A 14,983-nucleotide genomic window follows, 5' to 3' on the forward strand; every position below is an offset into this window, starting at 1 on the left:
CACTCGCGGGCCGGCCGAGGCGTCACCCGAGGACGAGGTCGACGAGCAGGTAGCCGTTGAGGCTGATGATCAGCGTGGCGACGACCGAGCCCACCAGCGTGGTGCGCCGGCGGTTGACCCAGGCGCCCATCAGGTCGCGTCGGCTGGTCAGCCACAGCAACGGCACCAGCGCGAACGGGATCCCGAAGCAGAGCACCACCTGCGACCACACCAGCGCCGTCGTCGGGTCGCCGCCCAGGCCCAGCACCAGCAGGGCGGGGGCGAGGGTGATCAGCCGGCGGAGCAGGACGGGGATGTGCTTGCGCAGGAACCCGGCCATCACGACCTGCCCGGCGTGCGTACCGACCGAGGAGCTGGCGAACCCGGCGGCGAGCAGGGCGACGGCGAAGGCCAGCGCCGCCCCGCCACCGAGCTGGTCGCCCAGGCCGGCGTGCACGCTCTCCAGGGACTCGATGCCGTCGCCGGCGGTGAACAGCTGGGCCGCGATGATCAGCATCGCGGCGTTGACCAGCCCGGCCAGGCCCATGGCGACCAGGACGTCGATCCGCTGCGCGCGCAGCAGCCGCCCGCGGCCACGCTGGGTGCGCCCCTCGGTGACGACGTCGCCGTAGCGGCCCGGGGTGAGCGCGGAGTGCACGTAGATGACGTGCGGCATGACGGTGGCGCCGAGGATGCCGGTGGCCAGCAGCAGGCTCTCGCTGCCGGAGAAGCTGGGCACCAGGCCGGAGGCGACGCCGGCGGGGTCGACCCCGGAGCCGATCAGCGTGTAGGCGAAGCCGCCACCGATCACCAGCAGCAGCCCGGCGATCACCCGCTCGAAGGGCCGGTAGCCGCGGGACTGGGCGGCCAGCAGCACGAAGGCGACGACGGCGGTGATCAGCCCGCCGACGGGCAGCGGCACCCCGAACAGCAGGTTCAGCGCGACCGCGCCGCCGACGATCTCGGCGAGGTCGGTGGCGATGGCCACGGCCTCGGCCTGCGCCCACAGCCCCCAGGTGACCGGCCGGGGCAGCCGCTCGCGGCAGTTGGTGGCCAGGTCGCGGCCGGTCGCCAGGCCCAGCTTCGCGGTGAGCGCCTGGATGAGCATCGCCATCAGGTTCGCGGCGACGATCACCCACAGCAGCGTGTAGCCGAACGAGGCGCCGCCGGTGAAGTTCGTGGCGAAGTTGCCGGGGTCGACGTAGGCGACGGCGGCCACGAACGCCGGGCCGAGCATCGGCCACAGCCGGCGCTTGGTCTGCGGCGGCGCCGGGGGCCGGGCGTGCGGCAGCGTGCTGGTGAGGACGGCGGCCTCGGTCTTCGACAGGAACACGGGGACCTCACGAGGGCGGTGGGGCGGGGCGGTCTCTCCTGCTCTGCCCGACCTGTGGGGGCCATGCGGGCCGACCTGTGGCCCCCGGGGGTCAGGTCAGCCTTGCCTGCCCGTCGTCCCCACGCACCCGCCCAGGTTTCGGCGCCGAAACCCGGCCAGGTTTCGGCGCCGAAACCCGCCCAGGTTTCGGCGCCGAAACCTGGAGAGGGGTCAGGCGCGGAGGGGCTGGCGGACCAGCGTCCAGATCGGCAGCTCGTGGTCGACCGCCGTGCGGGTCGAGTGCGTGACGGCGAACCCGGACCGCTGCAGCCAGCGGACGACGGTGGAGGTGTAGACCGTCGCCGCGGCCGGCACCCCGTCGGCGTCGCAGCGGTCGAGCACCGGCTGCAGCACGGCCGCGCCCAGCCCCTGGTGCCGGGCGGCCGGGCGGGTGCCGACGGCGTGCAGCCACCAGTGCGGCTCGTCCGGCCGGCCCAGCGCACCGAGCCGCTCGCTGGCCAGCACCACCGGCTGGCGGGCGCCGAACACCCGGGGCAGGTCGCGGTCGATGACCGCCTGCAGATCAGCGGCGTGCGGCGGCGCGTCCGGGGCGACCCAGGCGGCGGCCGCGGCGACGTCGTCGGTGACCCAGGCGGTCTCGGCCAGCACCGGCACCAGCGCGCCCCACAGCTCGGCCCAGCGGGACAGCCGCTGGGTGCGGCCGTCCTCGGGCAGCGCCCAGGAGGTCCACCGGTAGTCGGGGTAGGCCATGGCCAGGGTCGCCGCCAGCCGCGGGACGTCGGAACGGGTCGCGCGCCGGACGACGGGGGGAGTGCTCACCGGTCGATCAGACCACGGGCCCGTCCCGGCGACCCCCGCGCACGTCACGTCCCATTCGCGCACAGCACAAGAAATGCGCTGACCGCGCAATGCGCCATTTCCGCGGGTCGCACGGTGTGCATTCCTGCTTGGCTCGAGTCATTTCCCGCCGAACGCTCGAGAGGAATTCCGATGACCATTCCCGGCACGCCCTTCCCGATCACGATGAGCACCGCCGCCCCGACCGCGACGACGCTCGGCGACGCCGTCTACGAGCGGCTGATGCGCGAGCGCATCGTGTTCCTCGGCCGCGAGGTGGACGACGTGATCGCCAACGAGCTGTGCGCGCAGATGCTGCTGCTCTCGGCCGAGGACCCGACCCGCGACATCCACCTGTACGTGAACTCACCGGGTGGCTCGGTGATGGCCGGGCTGGCCGTCTACGCCACCATGCGGTTCGTCGACTGCGACGTCGCCACGTACGCGATGGGCATGGCCGCCTCGATGGGCCAGTTCCTGGTCACCGCCGGGACTGCAGGCAAGCGCTACACCTTGCCGCACACCCGGATCCTCATGCACCAGCCGAGCGCCGGGCTGCGGGGGACCGCCGCGGACATCACCATCCAGGCCGAGATGCTCCGCCAGCTCAAGCAGCAGGTGAACGAGCTGCAGGCGGAGCACTCGGGGCAGGACGTCGAGCAGATCGCCCGGGACTCCGAGCGCGACCGCTGGTTCTCCCCGGCCGAGGCCCAGGCCTACGGCCTGGTCGACCACGTCCTCCCGGACGAGAGCGCGCTGCCACCCCGCTGACCGGGCCGTCCGGCGGCGAGTGTGCAGTCCTGGTCGCCCGCCGCGGCGCGTCGCGCCGTGTCGACGACCGCACATGACCAGTCGGCGCGACGGCGGCCCGGTCAGGCCGCGGCTGTCCAGGTGAACAGCGTGTCCCCGACGGCCACCGGCGTCCCGGCGGCGACCTCGGGCACCGTCTCCGCGGGGGCGTCCATCACCACGACCGGGGTGACCGGTGACAGCCCCGCCGCCCGCACGGCGGCGACGTCCATCGTGGTCACCCGGTCGCCGGCGGCGACGTCGTCGCCCTCGGTGACGTGCACGGTGAACGGCGCCCCGGCCAGCTTCACCGTGTCGATCCCCAGGTGCACCAGCACGCCCTGACCCGCGGGGGTCAGCACGATGAAGGCGTGCGGGTGCACCTTGAGCAGCCGACCGGAGACCGGTGCGACGGCGTCGACGAGGCCGGCGTCCGGTGCCGGGTCGACCGCCACCCCGGCGCCGACCAGCGAGCCGGCGAAGACCGGGTCGGGGACCTGGTCGATCGGCAGCAGCCGGCCGGGCAGCGGGGCGGTGACGACGAGGGAGCTCACAACAGGTCGTTGACGTCGTCGGCCAGCGAGTCGGCCTCCGGGCCGACGACCACCTGGACGACGCTGCCGGCCACCACGACCCCGTGCGCGCCGGCGGCCTTCAGTGCGGCCTGGTCGACCAGCGACGGGTCCTTGACCTCGGTGCGCAGCCGGGTGATGCAGCCCTCGACCTCGTCGATGTTGGCCGCGCCGCCCAGCCCGGCGACGATCTGCTCCGCCTTGCCCACGTGTGCTCCTCCCCGCGGCCCGCAGGCCGCGCTGGTGCCGGTCCGGATCGGTCAGCCAAGCGGCCACGTGACGCGCTGTCCAGGGTGTTGACAGCTCTCCGCGGCGCCCGCCATCCTCCCCGGGCAACTGGTCATGACCGGACGGTACCGGCAACCCGGCACCCGAGGGAACGACCGGTGAACGGACCCGCCCGCGCCCCGGAGACGAGCTGATGAGCTTCCTGACCGCACCCCCCACCGGCGTCCGTGGGCTCGGTGGCCTGCAACGCCTGGGTCGCAGCCTGATGCTGCCGATCGCCGCGCTCCCGGCCGCGGGCATCCTGCTGCGGCTGGGGCAGGACGACCTGCTCGGCCGGTTCAGCGCGCTGGAGACCGTCGCCGCCGTGCTCGCCGCCGCCGGCGGCGCGCTGTTCGACAACCTGCCGCTGATCTTCGCCGTCGGCATCGCGATCGGCTGGGCGAAGAAGGCCGACGGATCGACCGCACTGGCCGCCGTCGTCGGCTACCTGGTGCTCTCCAACGTCTTCGAGGCGCTGAGCCCCATCGTGCTGGGCGAGCCGGCGGAGGGCGAGACGCAGGAGCTGATCAACTTCGGGGTGCTCGGCGGCATCGTCGTCGGCCTGCTGACCGCGATGCTGTGGCAGCGGTTCTACCGGGTCAAGCTGCCCACCTACCTGGCGTTCTTCGGCGGCCGGCGGTTCGTCCCGATCATCACCGCGGTGACGATGACGGTCGTGGCCTGCCTGATGTCGCTGGTCTACGGCGTCTTCGACGCCGCGCTGACCAACCTGGGCGAGGCCGTCGACGGCAACACCGTGGTCGGCGGTGGCATCTTCGGGACGGTCAACCGGCTGCTCATCCCGCTGGGTCTGCACCACATCCTGAACTCGGTGGTCTGGTTCGTGCTCGGCGACTACGAGACCGCCGGCGGCGAGATCGTGCACGGCGACATCACCCGGTTCTTCGCCGGTGACCCCGACGCCGGCACGTTCATGACCGGCTTCTTCCCGATCATGATGTTCGCGCTGCCGGCCGCGGCGATGGCCATCTGGCACGAGGCCCGTCCCGAGCAGCGCAAGGTCGTCGGCGGGATCATGGTCTCCACCGCGCTGACCGCGTTCCTCACCGGCATCACCGAGCCGCTGGAGTTCAGCTTCCTGTTCGTCGCCTGGCCGCTGTACATCGTGCACGCGGTGCTCACCGGCACCTCGCTGGCGCTGACCAACGCGCTCGGGATCCACGACGGGTTCATCTTCTCCGCCGGGTTCATCGACTACGCCCTCAACTTCGGCAAGGCGACCAACCCGCTCTGGCTGATCCCGATCGGCCTGGTCTACGCGGCGATCTACTACGTGCTGTTCCGCTTCGTGATCCGCAGGTGGAACCTGAAGACGCCGGGCCGTGAGGAGGAGGCCGCGGACGCCGAGCCCACCCCCGACACCCCGGTCGAGGCGGGCGCGGCCACCGCGCCGCCCCAGGTCGCCGGTGCGGCACTGGAGGAGCGTCCGCCATCCTGACCGCCACCGAGCCGGTCGGCCCCGTGCTGCGGGGCCGGCTGGTCACCGGGGCGACGGTGGTCGAGGACGGCGTCGTCGCCGTCGCCGGGGACCGGATCGACTTCGCCGGCCCGGCCGCCGACTTCCCCGGTCAGCTGCCCCCGCCCGCGCCGGGCCGGGTGCTGCTGCCCGGCCTGGTCGACGTGCACTGCCACGGCGCCGCCGGGCACGGCTTCCCGGACGGCGACGCCGCAGGTGCCCGCGCCGCGGCCGCCCACCACCGGGCCCACGGGACGACGACGCTGCTGGCCAGCCTGGTCTCGGCCCCACTGCCCGTGCTGCGCGACCGGCTGGCCACCCTGGCGCCACTGGTCGCCGCCGGGGAAGTGGCCGGGGTGCACCTGGAGGGGCCGTTCCTCTCCACCGCCCGCTGCGGCGCCCAGGACCCGGCGGCCCTGGTGCCCGGGAACCCGGCCGCGCTGCGCGAGCTGCTCGCGGGCAGCCCGGGCACCGTGGCCGCGATGACCCTGGCCCCGGAGACCCCGCACGCCGCCGAGCTCGTCGCCGTCCTGCGCGAGCACGGCGCCCTGCCGAGCTTCGGGCACACCGACGCCGACGCGGCCACCGTGACGGCCGCGGTCCGGGACGCTGCCCGTACCGGGCGGGTGTCGGCCACCCACCTGTTCAACGGCATGCCGCCGCTGCTGTCCCGCGCCCCCGGACCGGTCGGCGCCTGCCTCGCCGCCGCCGCCCGCGGCGAGCTGGTGCTCGAGGTGATCGCCGACGGCGTGCACCTGGCCCCGGAGACCGTCGCGATGCTGTTTGACCTCGTCGGGCCGGACGCGATCGCGCTGGTCACCGACGCGATGGCCGCCGCCGGGATGGCCGACGGCAGCTACCACCTCGGCTCGCTGCCGGTGGCGGTGCGCGACGGCGTGGCCCGGCTGGCGGGCGGCTCCGGCGCGATCGCCGGCGGGACGGCGCGGCTGGTGGACGTCGTCCGGCGCACCGTGGCCGCCGGCGTCCCCCTGGCCGACGCCGTCCGTTCCGCTGCCGTCACCCCGGCCCGGCTGCTCGGCCGGGAGGATGTCGGCGAGCTGGCCGCCGGCCGGCGGGCCGACGTGCTCGTCACCGACCTGGACCTGATCCCCACCGCCGTCCTGCGGGCCGGCGCGTGGGTGACCCGAGAGGAGCGCTGAGCCGTGGAGGTCGTGCTGCTGCCCACCCCCGAGGACTGCGGGCGGGTGGTCGCCGACGCCGTCGCCGGGTCGGTGCTCGCCGCGCTGGCCCGGGGCGGGCCCGTGGTGCTGGGGCTGGCCACCGGCTCGTCCCCGCTGCTGGCCTACCGGGAGCTGCTGCGCCGGCACGCCGAGGAGGGTCTGGACCTCACCGGGGTGCAGGCGTTCCTGCTCGACGAGTACGTCGGCCTGCCCGCCGGGCACCCGGAGTCCTACCGCGAGGTGATCCGCCGGGAGCTCACCGACGCCCTGGGGCTGGACCCGGCCGTGGTGCACGGCCCGGACGGCGCGGCGCCGGACCCGCTGCGGGCGGCGCGGGAGTACGAGGCGCAGCTGCGGGCGGCCGGCTCGGTGGCGGTGCAGGTGCTGGGCATCGGCGCCAACGGGCACCTCGGCTTCAACGAGCCCGGGTCGTCCCTGGCCAGCCGCACCCGGCTGAAGACGCTGACCGAGCAGACCCGGCAGGACAACGCCCGGTTCTTCGGCGACGACGTCGCCGCCGTGCCCCGGCACGTGATCACCCAGGGGCTGGGCACCATCCTCGACGCCGACCACCTGGTGCTGGTGGCGACCGGCGAGCACAAGGCCGACGCGGTCGCCGCGGCGGTCGAGGGGCCGGTGACCGCGTCGTGCCCGGGGTCGGTGCTCCAGCTGCACCCGCACGTCACCGTCGTCGTCGACGAGGCAGCCGGGTCCCGGCTGAGCCGGGCGGACTACTACCGGTACGTGCTGGGGCACAAGCTGCCGCAGCAGGGCTGGTGACCGGGCTGGGAGCATCGCGGCCGTGACGGACCTGACCACTGACGGCCGCACCGCCGAGGGCCACGTCATCCACGGCCACATCACGCACGGCGTCGTCCCCAAGCACGAGCAGCTGCGTGCCCGGCTCACCGAGCTCGCCGCCCGGCTGCCGGCCGGGGCGCCGCTGCCCGGTGAACGGCAGTTGTGCATCGAGCACGGGGTCAGCCGGATCACCGTGCGTGAGGCGATCGGTCAGCTGGTCAGCGAGGGCGTGCTGGTGCGGGTGCGCGGCAAGGGCACGTTCGTGGCCGAGCGGACGGCGCGGTCGCGGCTGCACCTGGCGTCCTTCCACGAGGACATGCGCCGGCTCGGCCTGCGTCCCGGCACCGCGGTGCTGGAGCTGGCGCGCACCGTCCCGCCGCCGGCGACCCGCCGGGCACTGGAGCTGGCGCCGGGGGAGCCCGCGTGGCACCTGCGGCGGCTGCGGCTGGCCGACGAGCAGCCCATGTCGATCGACGACGCCTGGTACGCCGCCTCGCTCGCCCCGGACCTGGACGTCCAGGACCTGACCGGCTCGGTCTACACCCTGCTGGCCGAGCGCTACGGCTGCACGATCGACAGCGCCGAGCAGACGGTGCGGGCCGACGAGGCCGGCCGGGCGGACGCCGTGCTGCTCGGGCTGCCGGCGGGGCGACCGGTGCTGGTCTTCGACCGGATCTCCTACAGCGCCGGGCGGCCGGTCGAGCACGCGCTGTCGACCTACCGCGGCGACCGGTACGAGGTGGCGATGACCGTGCAGCTGGGCGCGGGCTGAGCGGTCCCCGGCGCGGCGCTGAGCCGGGAGCGGCCCAGCTCAGGCGGCGGCGCGGGCGCTGCTGAGCAGCCGGCCGTGCTCGGCGGCCTCGTGCTCGGCGGTCGCCTTCAGCTCGGCGGCCAGGTCGGTGAAGGCGTCCAGGGCGGGATTGACCCCCACCAGGGTGAACTCCCGCTCCACCACCCGGAGGTCCAGCTGCCAGACGTCGGCCAGGATCCGCCGGAGCCACGCGGTGGCGTGGTCCCAGCCCTCACGCGGGGTGCCGGCGCTGTAGTTGCCGCCGCGGACGACGGCGAGCACGGCGGGCTTCCCGGCCAGCGGCGGCTCGGCCCGCGGGCCCATCCGGGGGTCGGTGATGACCAGGTCGACCCAGGTCTTGACGTGCTGGGAGACCCCGAAGTTGTACAGCGGGACGGCCAGCAGGAGGGCCTCGGCGTCGACGAGCTCGTCGGTGAGCGTCGCGGCCAGGGCCAGGGCGTCGGCCTGCTCGGGGGTCCGCTGGTCGGCGGGGAGGTAGGAGCCGGCGACTGCGGCGCCCCAGGCGCTGGCAGGCAGCGGTTCGGTGCCGACGTGCCGGCGGGTGACGGGGGCGTCGGGGTTCCCGGCCCGCCACTCGCGCTCGACGATGTCCGCGATCGCGCGACTGGCCGACCCCTCGACCCGGATGCTGGCGTCCAGACGGAACAGAGACATGGCACTCCCCTATGGCTAGTAGCTAGCCGATTGCTAGCACTTCGGGAAAGCTAGCACTTCGATTTGAGAAGTGCCTAGTGGTGTGCCGGACTACGCTGCACCCGTGACCGAGGACGCGCTGCACGAGCCGGAGGCGTGTGATCGCGCCCTCGCTCGCGCGTTCGGCTTCCTCGGCAAGCGCTGGAACGGTCTGATCATCGGCGTGCTGGCCGGCGGCCCGGCGACCTTCAGCGGCCTCCGCCGCGCGGTGGGCGGGATCAGCGACTCGGTGCTGTCCGACCGGCTGACCGAGCTGGCCGGCGCGGGGCTGGTGCAGCGCAACGTCGACGAGGGGCCGCCGGTCGCGGTCAGCTACCAGCTCACCGAGGCCGGGACTGCCCTGCGGCCGGTGCTCGAGCAGTTGACCACCTGGGCGCGGGAGAGCCTCCCCGAGCGCGAGTGCACCGGGAACTGCTGAGCGTCAGCAGCCGCAGCTGATCCCAGCCGGCGCGGTCAACGGGTCGATCGCCGGGCGGGCCACCCCGTCGGCGGTCTCGACCGGCAGGCCCTCGCGGGCCCAGTACTCGAACCCGCCGATCATCTCCCGCACCCGGAAGCCGAGGGTGGCCAACGTCAGGGCGGCCCGGGTGGCGCCGTTGCAGCCCGGGCCCCAGCAGTAGGTCACCACCGGGACGGACCGGTCCAGCTCGGCTGCGCGGTCGGCGATCTCCCGGCCGGGCACGTGCACCGCTCCCGGCACGCGCCCCTGGGCCCACGACTCGGCGCTGCGGCTGTCCAGCAGCACGAACCCGGGCCGGCCGGACTCCAGCGCGGCGTGGACGTCGGAGACGTCGGTCTCCACGGCCAACCGGTGGGCGAAGTGGGCGGCGGCGTCCGCGGGCGGGGTCGTCCAGTCCATGTCCTCGATGCTGGCGTCGGCCGGCCCGGCCGCCCAGACCCTGGACTGCCGGGTAGCGCAGCGATCCAGCCCTTGACACGACGGGCAACTGAAATGTCAGATGTCAGGCGTGTCGATCGGTCCGGTGCCCCGCCTGCTGCTGCGCGACCAGGCGGCCACGCTGATCCGGGCCGCGATCGTCAGCGGCGAGCTCCCGCCCGGCGCCGTCGTCAAGGACGCCGAGCTCGCCACCCGGCTGGGGCTGTCGGTCGCCCCGGTGCGCACCGCGCTGGCCCGGCTGGCCGACGAGGGCCTGATCGAGGCCAAACCGCAGAGCCACACCCGGGTCACCCCGCTGGACGCCGGGCAGGTGCGCGACGCCGCCGTCGTCGTCCGGGCCATGCACGAGCTCGCCACCCGCGAGGCCGCCGGTCGCACGACGGCCGACGACGTCGCCGCGATGCGCACCGCCAACGCCCGGTTCGCCGCGGCCGTGGCCGCCGGCGACCTCCCCGCCGCGCTGGCCGCTGACGACGAGCTGCACCGGGTGCTGCTGACCCGGTGCGGCAACGGCGCCGTGCAGGCGACGGTCGACCGGTTCACCCCGGCGGTGCGGCGGCTGGAGCGGCAGCGGTTCGCCGCGGCCCACGGCCGGGAGTCGGTCGCCCTGCACGACCGCCTGATCGCCGCCTGCGCGGCCGGGGACGTCGCCGGCGCCGTCACCACCACCACCGAGATCTGGACGGCGCTGCTGTCCGAACTGGAGGACGACGATGTTGAGTGACTTCCCCCGCTTCCCGCTGCTGTTCGGGCCCTCGCCGGTGCACCGGCTGGACCGGCTGACCGCGCACCTGGGTGGTGCGGCCGTCTGGGCGAAGCGGGAGGACGTGAACTCCGGCATCGCGTTCGGCGGGAACAAGACCCGCAAGCTGGAGTACCTGGTCGCCGACGCCCTCGCCCAGGGCTGCGACACGCTCGTCTCCATCGGCGGGGTGCAGAGCAACCACACCCGTCAGGTCGCCGCGGTCGCGGCCCGGGTCGGCCTGCGGTGCGTGCTGGTGCAGGAGAGCTGGGTCGACTGGCCGGACGCCGTCTACGACAAGGTCGGCAACATCCTCATCTCCCGGCTGGCCGGCGCCGACGTGCGGCTGGTGAAGGCCGGGTTCGGCATCGGGTTCAAGGAGAGCTGGGAGGCGGCGCTCGCCGAGATCGAGGCGCGCGGCGGGAAGCCCTACCCGATCCCGGCCGGGGCGTCGGACCACCCGCTCGGCGGGCACGGCTTCGCGAACTGGGCGCACGAGGTGGCCGCGCAGGAGGCCGAGCTCGGGGTCTTCTTCGACACCGTCGTCGTCTGCTCGGTGACCGGCTCCACCCAGGCCGGGATGGTCGCCGGGTTCGCCCAGCTGGAGGAGCAGGGTGCCCGGCCGCGCCGGGTGCTCGGCATCGACGCCTCGGCCAAGCCGGCCGAGACGCGGGACCAGGTGCTGCGCATCGCCCAGCGGACGGCGCGGGCCATCGGCGTGCAGCGGGACCTCTCCCTCGACGACGTCGAGCTCGACGAGCGGTACCACGCGGGCACCTACGGCATCCCGGACGCCACGACGATCGCCGCGATGGAGCTGGCCGCCCGCACCGAGGGCATGGTCACCGACCCGGTCTACGAGGGGAAGTCGATGGCCGCGACGATCGACCTGGTCGGCCGCCGCGAGATCGATCCCTCGTCGACCGTGCTCTACGCCCACCTCGGCGGCCAGCCGGCGCTGAACGGCTACAGCGCGCTGTTCTCCTGACTTCGCCGGCGCGGGTCCATCTGGTAGCACAAGTGCTACCGTCGTCGACGTGACGACCGTCGGCCTCCGTGAACTCCGCCAGCAGGCCTCCGACCTGATCCGGCGCGTCGAGGCGGGGGAGGAGGTCACCGTCACGGTGGCCGGCCGGCCGAGCGTTCGGCTGGTACCCGCCCAGGCCCGGTCCTGGCGGTCCTGGGCGGAGATCGACGAGCTGTTCACCGGACCCGCCGACCCGACCTGGGAACGCGACCGTGACCTCGTCGACCCGGACCTCGTGGACCCGTGGGCGCCGCGGTGAGGGGTGTTCTGGACACCAGCGTCGTCATCGCCGGCGACGTCGGCCCGCTGCCCGGCGAGTTGGCCGTCAGCGCCGTCACGGTGGCCGAGCTGCACTTCGGCGTGCTCGTCACCGCCGATCCTGCCGTTCGTGCCGAGCGGCTGCGGCGGCTGTCTGTCCTGCAGCGGAGCTTCGACGCCCTGCCCGTCGACGACGCCGTCACGGCCAGCTACGGGCAGCTGGCCGCCGTGGTCGTCGCTGCCGGCCGTCCGCCTCGTGCCCGGGCGATGGACCTGCTGATCGCCGCGACCGCCCACGCCCACGGCGCCAGGCTGTACACCCGCAACCCGGCCGACCTGCAGGGAGCGGACGAGCTCGTCGAGGTGGTCACGGTCTGACCGGCCTGCGCCCTCAGACCGGTCCGGTGCTCTCAGAGCGGGACGGCGAGGCCCTCCGGGCTGGGCTGGGCCAGGGCGTGCGCGATCGCCTCGGGCATCGGCTCGAGGCCGGCGCCGGCCAGGACGACGTCGCGGGCGAAGGTGTGCCAGCGGTGCGACCTGCGGACCATGCCGTGGCCGCCGGCGATGGTGAACCGGGCCACCCGCGCCTTCGCCCGGCGGGCGCGCACGGCGAACTCCGCGGACAGCCGGGCGGGCACCCAGCGGTCGCCCCGGCCGTGCAGGATCACCACCGTCTGGCCGCCCAGGTGCATGACCGGCTCGCCCGGTGGCGTCCACGGGGCGAGCGCGCAGACCGCGGTCACCGAGGGCTCACCGCCGGCCCGGAGCACGGCCCGGCCGCCCATCGAGTGCCCGACCAGCACGATCGGCACGTCGCTGCCGTGCTCCTCGCGCAGCTGCCCGATCGCCCAGCGGACGTCGGCGAACGCGTCGGCGGCCTCGCCGTTCCAGCCGGCCACCCGGTAGCGGAGCAGCGCGCTGGCGATGCCGCGCTCGGCGGTGCTGCGGTGCACGAACGACTGGAACGCCCGCATCCGCACCAGCGAGAGGGCGCGCTCCTTGGGCGGCTCCAGGCTGGCGACGGTGCCGCCGTGGCAGAACAGCGCGATCCCGCGGGTCTCCCCGGTGGCGGGCAGCTGCTCCAGGGCCGGGGAGCGCGGGTCGGGGCGGGCGGCGTCCGGGATCTCGGGGGTGCTCACGAGGTCCTCCGGATCGTCAGCGGCGACGGCGCTTGCCACCCAGCTTCAGCCGCGCCTTCTCGCCGAGGTCACCGGCCTTGAGCAGGCCGTTGCTGACGGCGTTCGGGCCGTTGCGCCGCTGCAGGGTCTCGCCGAGGCCGCGCAGCACCTTGGTGGCCAGCGGGGCGAGGACGGTCAGGATGACCCACATGCGGAATCGGCGGGTGAGGAAGAGCCACATGATCCGGAGTCTGCCCTGATCCGGCGGTCGCCAACCGGCCGGACCCAGCCGGCGCCGGCCGCGAGGGCCTCGCGGACCGATGACCACCCGCCCAGGGCCGCGCGGACGCCGGGATGCGCCTCCTCGGCCAGCGCCTGGACGTGCGCCCGGGCCAGCAGGTCGTCCAGCTGCACGGGTCGCCCGGTCGCGGCGGACTCCACGGCGGCCTCCACCATGGCCAGGCTCAGCACGTTCTCGTGCACCTCGCCCATCGGCGTCTCCCCGGTGCGGAGCGCAGCGCAGAACACCTCGAGCGCGCCGCCGATGTCGCTGTGCGGCGAGCGTGGGCGGTCGGTGGCGACCAGCCCCTCGGCGTCCAGCACCGGTTCGGTCTCGCCGTCCCACCGCGCCGTCCCGCGCTCGGCGCTGACCCGCCAGGCGCCGTTCCAGGACGTCTCCGCGCCGGGGGCGCACCACGAGCCGGTGTAGGAGAACCGCGACCCGTCGGCCATGGTGAACAGCGCGGTGGCGTTCGCGTCCCCGGCGTACCAGCTCCACGACGGGTTCCACGACGAGCACCAGGCCGACACCGGCTCGGCGCCCAGCAGGTACCGGGCGGTGTCGAAGGCGTGGATCGCCATGTCCACCAGCAGTGGCTGCGCCATCGCGTCCCGGAACCCGCCGAACCGCGGCGCGCGGAAGAACTCCGTGGTCAGCGTGCCGACCGCGCCGAGGTCCTGCACCAGGCCGCGCAGCGCCGCGACCTGCGGGTTCCACCGCCGCGACTGGCTGACCATGAACAGCTCGCCGCTGACCTCGGCCGCCGCGGCCAGCGACAGGGCCCGGGGCAGGGTGTCGGCGGCGGGCTTCTCGCCGAGCACCGGCAGGCCGGCCAGGAGCGCCGCGGTGGTGACCGGGTGGTGGGCGACCGGGACGGTCACGTCCACCACCGCGGCCGCACCGGTCCGGGCGGCGAGGGTGACGGCGTCGGTGCCGATCGGCAGGTCGGGCCGGCCCAGCTCGGCGGCGGCCCGGCCGGCGGCGTCGGTGTCCAGGTCGACGATCCCGACCAGCTCGACCTCGGGGGACGCCTGCAGCGTCCGCAGCCAGGCCCGGCCCATCGCCCCTGCCCCGACGGCGAGGACCGGCAGCGGCGCGTGCTCCCCGCAGTCGACCCGGCGGTGGCTCCCGCTCACGCGCCGCCGTACCCGTGGCCGGTGAAGAAGTCCTCGGTGTCGTAGCGCAGCAGGGTCGGGTACGCCCGCTCCGGGCGGTCGGTGCGCGCCCACTCGACGGCGTTGGAGATGACCCGGCGTACGCCCTCGTGGTGGTAGACCGGGTAGTCCTGGTCGCCGGGGCGGAAGTAGAAGATCTTCCCGTGCCCGCGCCGGAAGGTGCACCCGGAGCGGAACACCTCGCCGCCGGAGAAGGTCGACAGGAACACCAGCTCGTCGGGGGCGGGGATGTCGAAGAACTCCCCGTACATCTCGTCCTCGTCGATGACCATGGGGTGCGGGATGCCGCGCGCGATGGGGTGCGTCGGGTCGACCGTCCAGACCAGCTCGCGGTCGTGCGCGCTCCGCCAGCGCAGCGTGCACGTCGTCCCCATCAGCTTCGTGAAGATCTTCGACCAGTGCCCGGAGTGCAGCACGACCAGGCCCATCCCCGACAGCACGTGCCGGTGCACCCGCTCGACCACCTCGTCGGCGACGTCGGCGTGCGCGGCGTGCCCCCACCAGGTGAGGACGTCGGTGCCGGCCAGCACCTCCTCGGTCAGCCCGTGCTCCGGGTCGCCGAGGGTCGCGGTGCGCACCACGACCCGCTCGCCGAGGTTGGCCTCGATGCCCTCGGCGATCGCGCCGTGCATGCCGCGCGGGTAGCGGGCGGTCACCTCCGGCTCGCGCTGCTCGTGCACGTTCTCGCCCCACACGGTCACGCGCAGGGGCTGGGCGGGGACGGTCACGGGGGCTCCTGACTGCT

General features: G+C 74.6%; 20 protein-coding genes. 10 read left to right on the plus strand and 10 right to left on the minus strand.

Annotated features, from left to right (window positions below; genetic code table 11):
* Nucleotides 1–22: 22 nt before the first annotated feature.
* On the minus strand, nt 23–1,312 hold the full coding sequence (locus JD78_RS17910; protein WP_166521277.1) for an Nramp family divalent metal transporter: 1,290 nt from the start codon (nt 1,310–1,312) through the stop codon (nt 23–25).
* Between the two features lie 210 nt (nt 1,313–1,522).
* Nucleotides 1,523–2,131: a GNAT family N-acetyltransferase gene (locus JD78_RS17915; RefSeq protein WP_153362519.1), complete on the minus strand. Its 609-nt coding sequence runs from the start codon at nt 2,129–2,131 to the stop codon at nt 1,523–1,525.
* A 171-nt stretch (nt 2,132–2,302) separates the two neighbouring features.
* On the opposite strand from JD78_RS17915, the gene JD78_RS17920 reads away from it, so the two are divergent.
* Nucleotides 2,303–2,920 carry an ATP-dependent Clp protease proteolytic subunit gene (locus JD78_RS17920; protein ID WP_438861324.1) on the plus strand — a complete coding sequence of 206 codons (618 nt, stop codon included), beginning with the start codon at nt 2,303–2,305 and terminating at the stop codon, nt 2,918–2,920.
* Between the two features lie 101 nt (nt 2,921–3,021).
* Here JD78_RS17920 and JD78_RS17925 read toward each other — a convergent pair whose 3' ends face one another.
* Both JD78_RS17925 and JD78_RS17930 read right to left on the minus strand, forming a co-directional pair.
* On the minus strand, nt 3,022–3,492 hold the full coding sequence (locus JD78_RS17925) for a PTS sugar transporter subunit IIA (protein ID WP_153362520.1): 471 nt from the start codon (nt 3,490–3,492) through the stop codon (nt 3,022–3,024).
* Nucleotides 3,489–3,719 (minus strand): PTS sugar transporter subunit IIB, encoded by a 231-nt coding sequence (locus JD78_RS17930; RefSeq protein WP_153362521.1) that lies wholly within the window; start codon nt 3,717–3,719, stop codon nt 3,489–3,491. Before JD78_RS17930 ends, JD78_RS17925 begins: the two co-directional genes overlap by 4 nt.
* A 212-nt stretch (nt 3,720–3,931) precedes the next feature.
* On the opposite strand from JD78_RS17930, the gene JD78_RS17935 reads away from it, so the two are divergent.
* Genes JD78_RS17935 through JD78_RS17950 form a run of 4 tightly spaced genes read left to right on the plus strand, consistent with a single transcriptional unit; the run spans nt 3,932 to nt 8,008 of the window.
* The gene (locus JD78_RS17935) at nt 3,932–5,236 is read left to right on the plus strand and encodes a PTS transporter subunit EIIC (protein WP_153362522.1); all 1,305 of its coding nucleotides are present in this window, start codon (nt 3,932–3,934) and stop codon (nt 5,234–5,236) included.
* 23 nt (nt 5,237–5,259) lie between these two features.
* Entirely contained in the window at nt 5,260–6,414 is a 1,155-nt protein-coding gene (locus tag JD78_RS17940) for an N-acetylglucosamine-6-phosphate deacetylase (protein WP_208104142.1), read from the plus strand.
* Nucleotides 6,415–6,417: 3 nt separating this feature from the next.
* Nucleotides 6,418–7,215, plus strand: a complete 798-nt coding sequence (nagB, locus tag JD78_RS17945; protein WP_166521278.1) for a glucosamine-6-phosphate deaminase — start codon at nt 6,418–6,420, stop codon at nt 7,213–7,215.
* A gap of 22 nt (nt 7,216–7,237) precedes the next feature.
* Nucleotides 7,238–8,008 carry a GntR family transcriptional regulator gene (locus JD78_RS17950; protein WP_208104143.1) on the plus strand — a complete coding sequence of 257 codons (771 nt, stop codon included), beginning with the start codon at nt 7,238–7,240 and terminating at the stop codon, nt 8,006–8,008.
* A 39-nt stretch (nt 8,009–8,047) separates the two neighbouring features.
* On the opposite strand, the gene JD78_RS17955 is transcribed toward JD78_RS17950, so the two are convergent.
* Nucleotides 8,048–8,701 (minus strand): FMN-dependent NADH-azoreductase, encoded by a 654-nt coding sequence (locus JD78_RS17955; protein WP_166521279.1) that lies wholly within the window; start codon nt 8,699–8,701, stop codon nt 8,048–8,050.
* Nucleotides 8,702–8,804: 103 nt separating this feature from the next.
* Here JD78_RS17955 and JD78_RS17960 point away from each other — a divergent pair, with 103 nt between their 5' ends.
* Complete coding sequence (locus JD78_RS17960; protein WP_153362704.1) at nt 8,805–9,158, plus strand: winged helix-turn-helix transcriptional regulator; 354 nt, start codon at nt 8,805–8,807, stop codon at nt 9,156–9,158.
* 3 nt (nt 9,159–9,161) lie between these two features.
* Here the strand turns inward: JD78_RS17960 and JD78_RS17965 are convergent, their stop codons facing one another.
* On the minus strand, nt 9,162–9,599 hold the full coding sequence (locus tag JD78_RS17965; protein ID WP_153362703.1) for a rhodanese-like domain-containing protein: 438 nt from the start codon (nt 9,597–9,599) through the stop codon (nt 9,162–9,164).
* Between the two features lie 109 nt (nt 9,600–9,708).
* On the opposite strand from JD78_RS17965, the gene JD78_RS17970 reads away from it, so the two are divergent.
* The 4 genes from JD78_RS17970 to JD78_RS17985 are packed head-to-tail and all read left to right on the plus strand — an operon-like array spanning nt 9,709 to nt 12,043.
* Nucleotides 9,709–10,362: a GntR family transcriptional regulator gene (locus JD78_RS17970; RefSeq protein ID WP_208104145.1), complete on the plus strand. Its 654-nt coding sequence runs from the start codon at nt 9,709–9,711 to the stop codon at nt 10,360–10,362.
* On the plus strand, nt 10,352–11,368 hold the full coding sequence (locus JD78_RS17975; protein WP_153361298.1) for a 1-aminocyclopropane-1-carboxylate deaminase: 1,017 nt from the start codon (nt 10,352–10,354) through the stop codon (nt 11,366–11,368). The genes JD78_RS17970 and JD78_RS17975 overlap by 11 nt, the downstream gene beginning before the upstream one ends.
* Before the next feature lie 49 nt (nt 11,369–11,417).
* Nucleotides 11,418–11,666, plus strand: a complete 249-nt coding sequence (locus JD78_RS17980; protein WP_153361297.1) for a type II toxin-antitoxin system Phd/YefM family antitoxin — start codon at nt 11,418–11,420, stop codon at nt 11,664–11,666.
* Nucleotides 11,663–12,043 (plus strand): type II toxin-antitoxin system VapC family toxin, encoded by a 381-nt coding sequence (locus JD78_RS17985; RefSeq protein WP_153361296.1) that lies wholly within the window; start codon nt 11,663–11,665, stop codon nt 12,041–12,043. Before JD78_RS17980 ends, JD78_RS17985 begins: the two co-directional genes overlap by 4 nt.
* 32 nt (nt 12,044–12,075) lie before the next feature.
* Here JD78_RS17985 and JD78_RS17990 read toward each other — a convergent pair whose 3' ends face one another.
* The 4 genes from JD78_RS17990 to JD78_RS18005 are packed head-to-tail and all read right to left on the minus strand — an operon-like array spanning nt 12,076 to nt 14,966.
* Complete coding sequence (locus JD78_RS17990; protein WP_153361295.1) at nt 12,076–12,804, minus strand: alpha/beta fold hydrolase; 729 nt, start codon at nt 12,802–12,804, stop codon at nt 12,076–12,078.
* A 16-nt stretch (nt 12,805–12,820) separates the two neighbouring features.
* The gene (locus tag JD78_RS17995; protein WP_228395256.1) at nt 12,821–12,994 is read right to left on the minus strand and encodes a hypothetical protein; all 174 of its coding nucleotides are present in this window, start codon (nt 12,992–12,994) and stop codon (nt 12,821–12,823) included.
* Nucleotides 12,979–14,199: a Gfo/Idh/MocA family protein gene (locus JD78_RS18000; protein WP_208104146.1), complete on the minus strand. Its 1,221-nt coding sequence runs from the start codon at nt 14,197–14,199 to the stop codon at nt 12,979–12,981. The genes JD78_RS17995 and JD78_RS18000 overlap by 16 nt, the downstream gene beginning before the upstream one ends.
* Nucleotides 14,196–14,966, minus strand: a complete 771-nt coding sequence (locus JD78_RS18005) for a ThuA domain-containing protein (protein ID WP_166521281.1) — start codon at nt 14,964–14,966, stop codon at nt 14,196–14,198. The genes JD78_RS18000 and JD78_RS18005 overlap by 4 nt, the downstream gene beginning before the upstream one ends.
* Between the last annotated feature and the right edge of the window lie 17 nt (nt 14,967–14,983).

Source organism: Modestobacter roseus, from assembly GCF_007994135.1.
In the GTDB taxonomy this organism is placed as follows: Bacteria; Actinomycetota; Actinomycetes; order Mycobacteriales; family Geodermatophilaceae; genus Modestobacter; species Modestobacter roseus.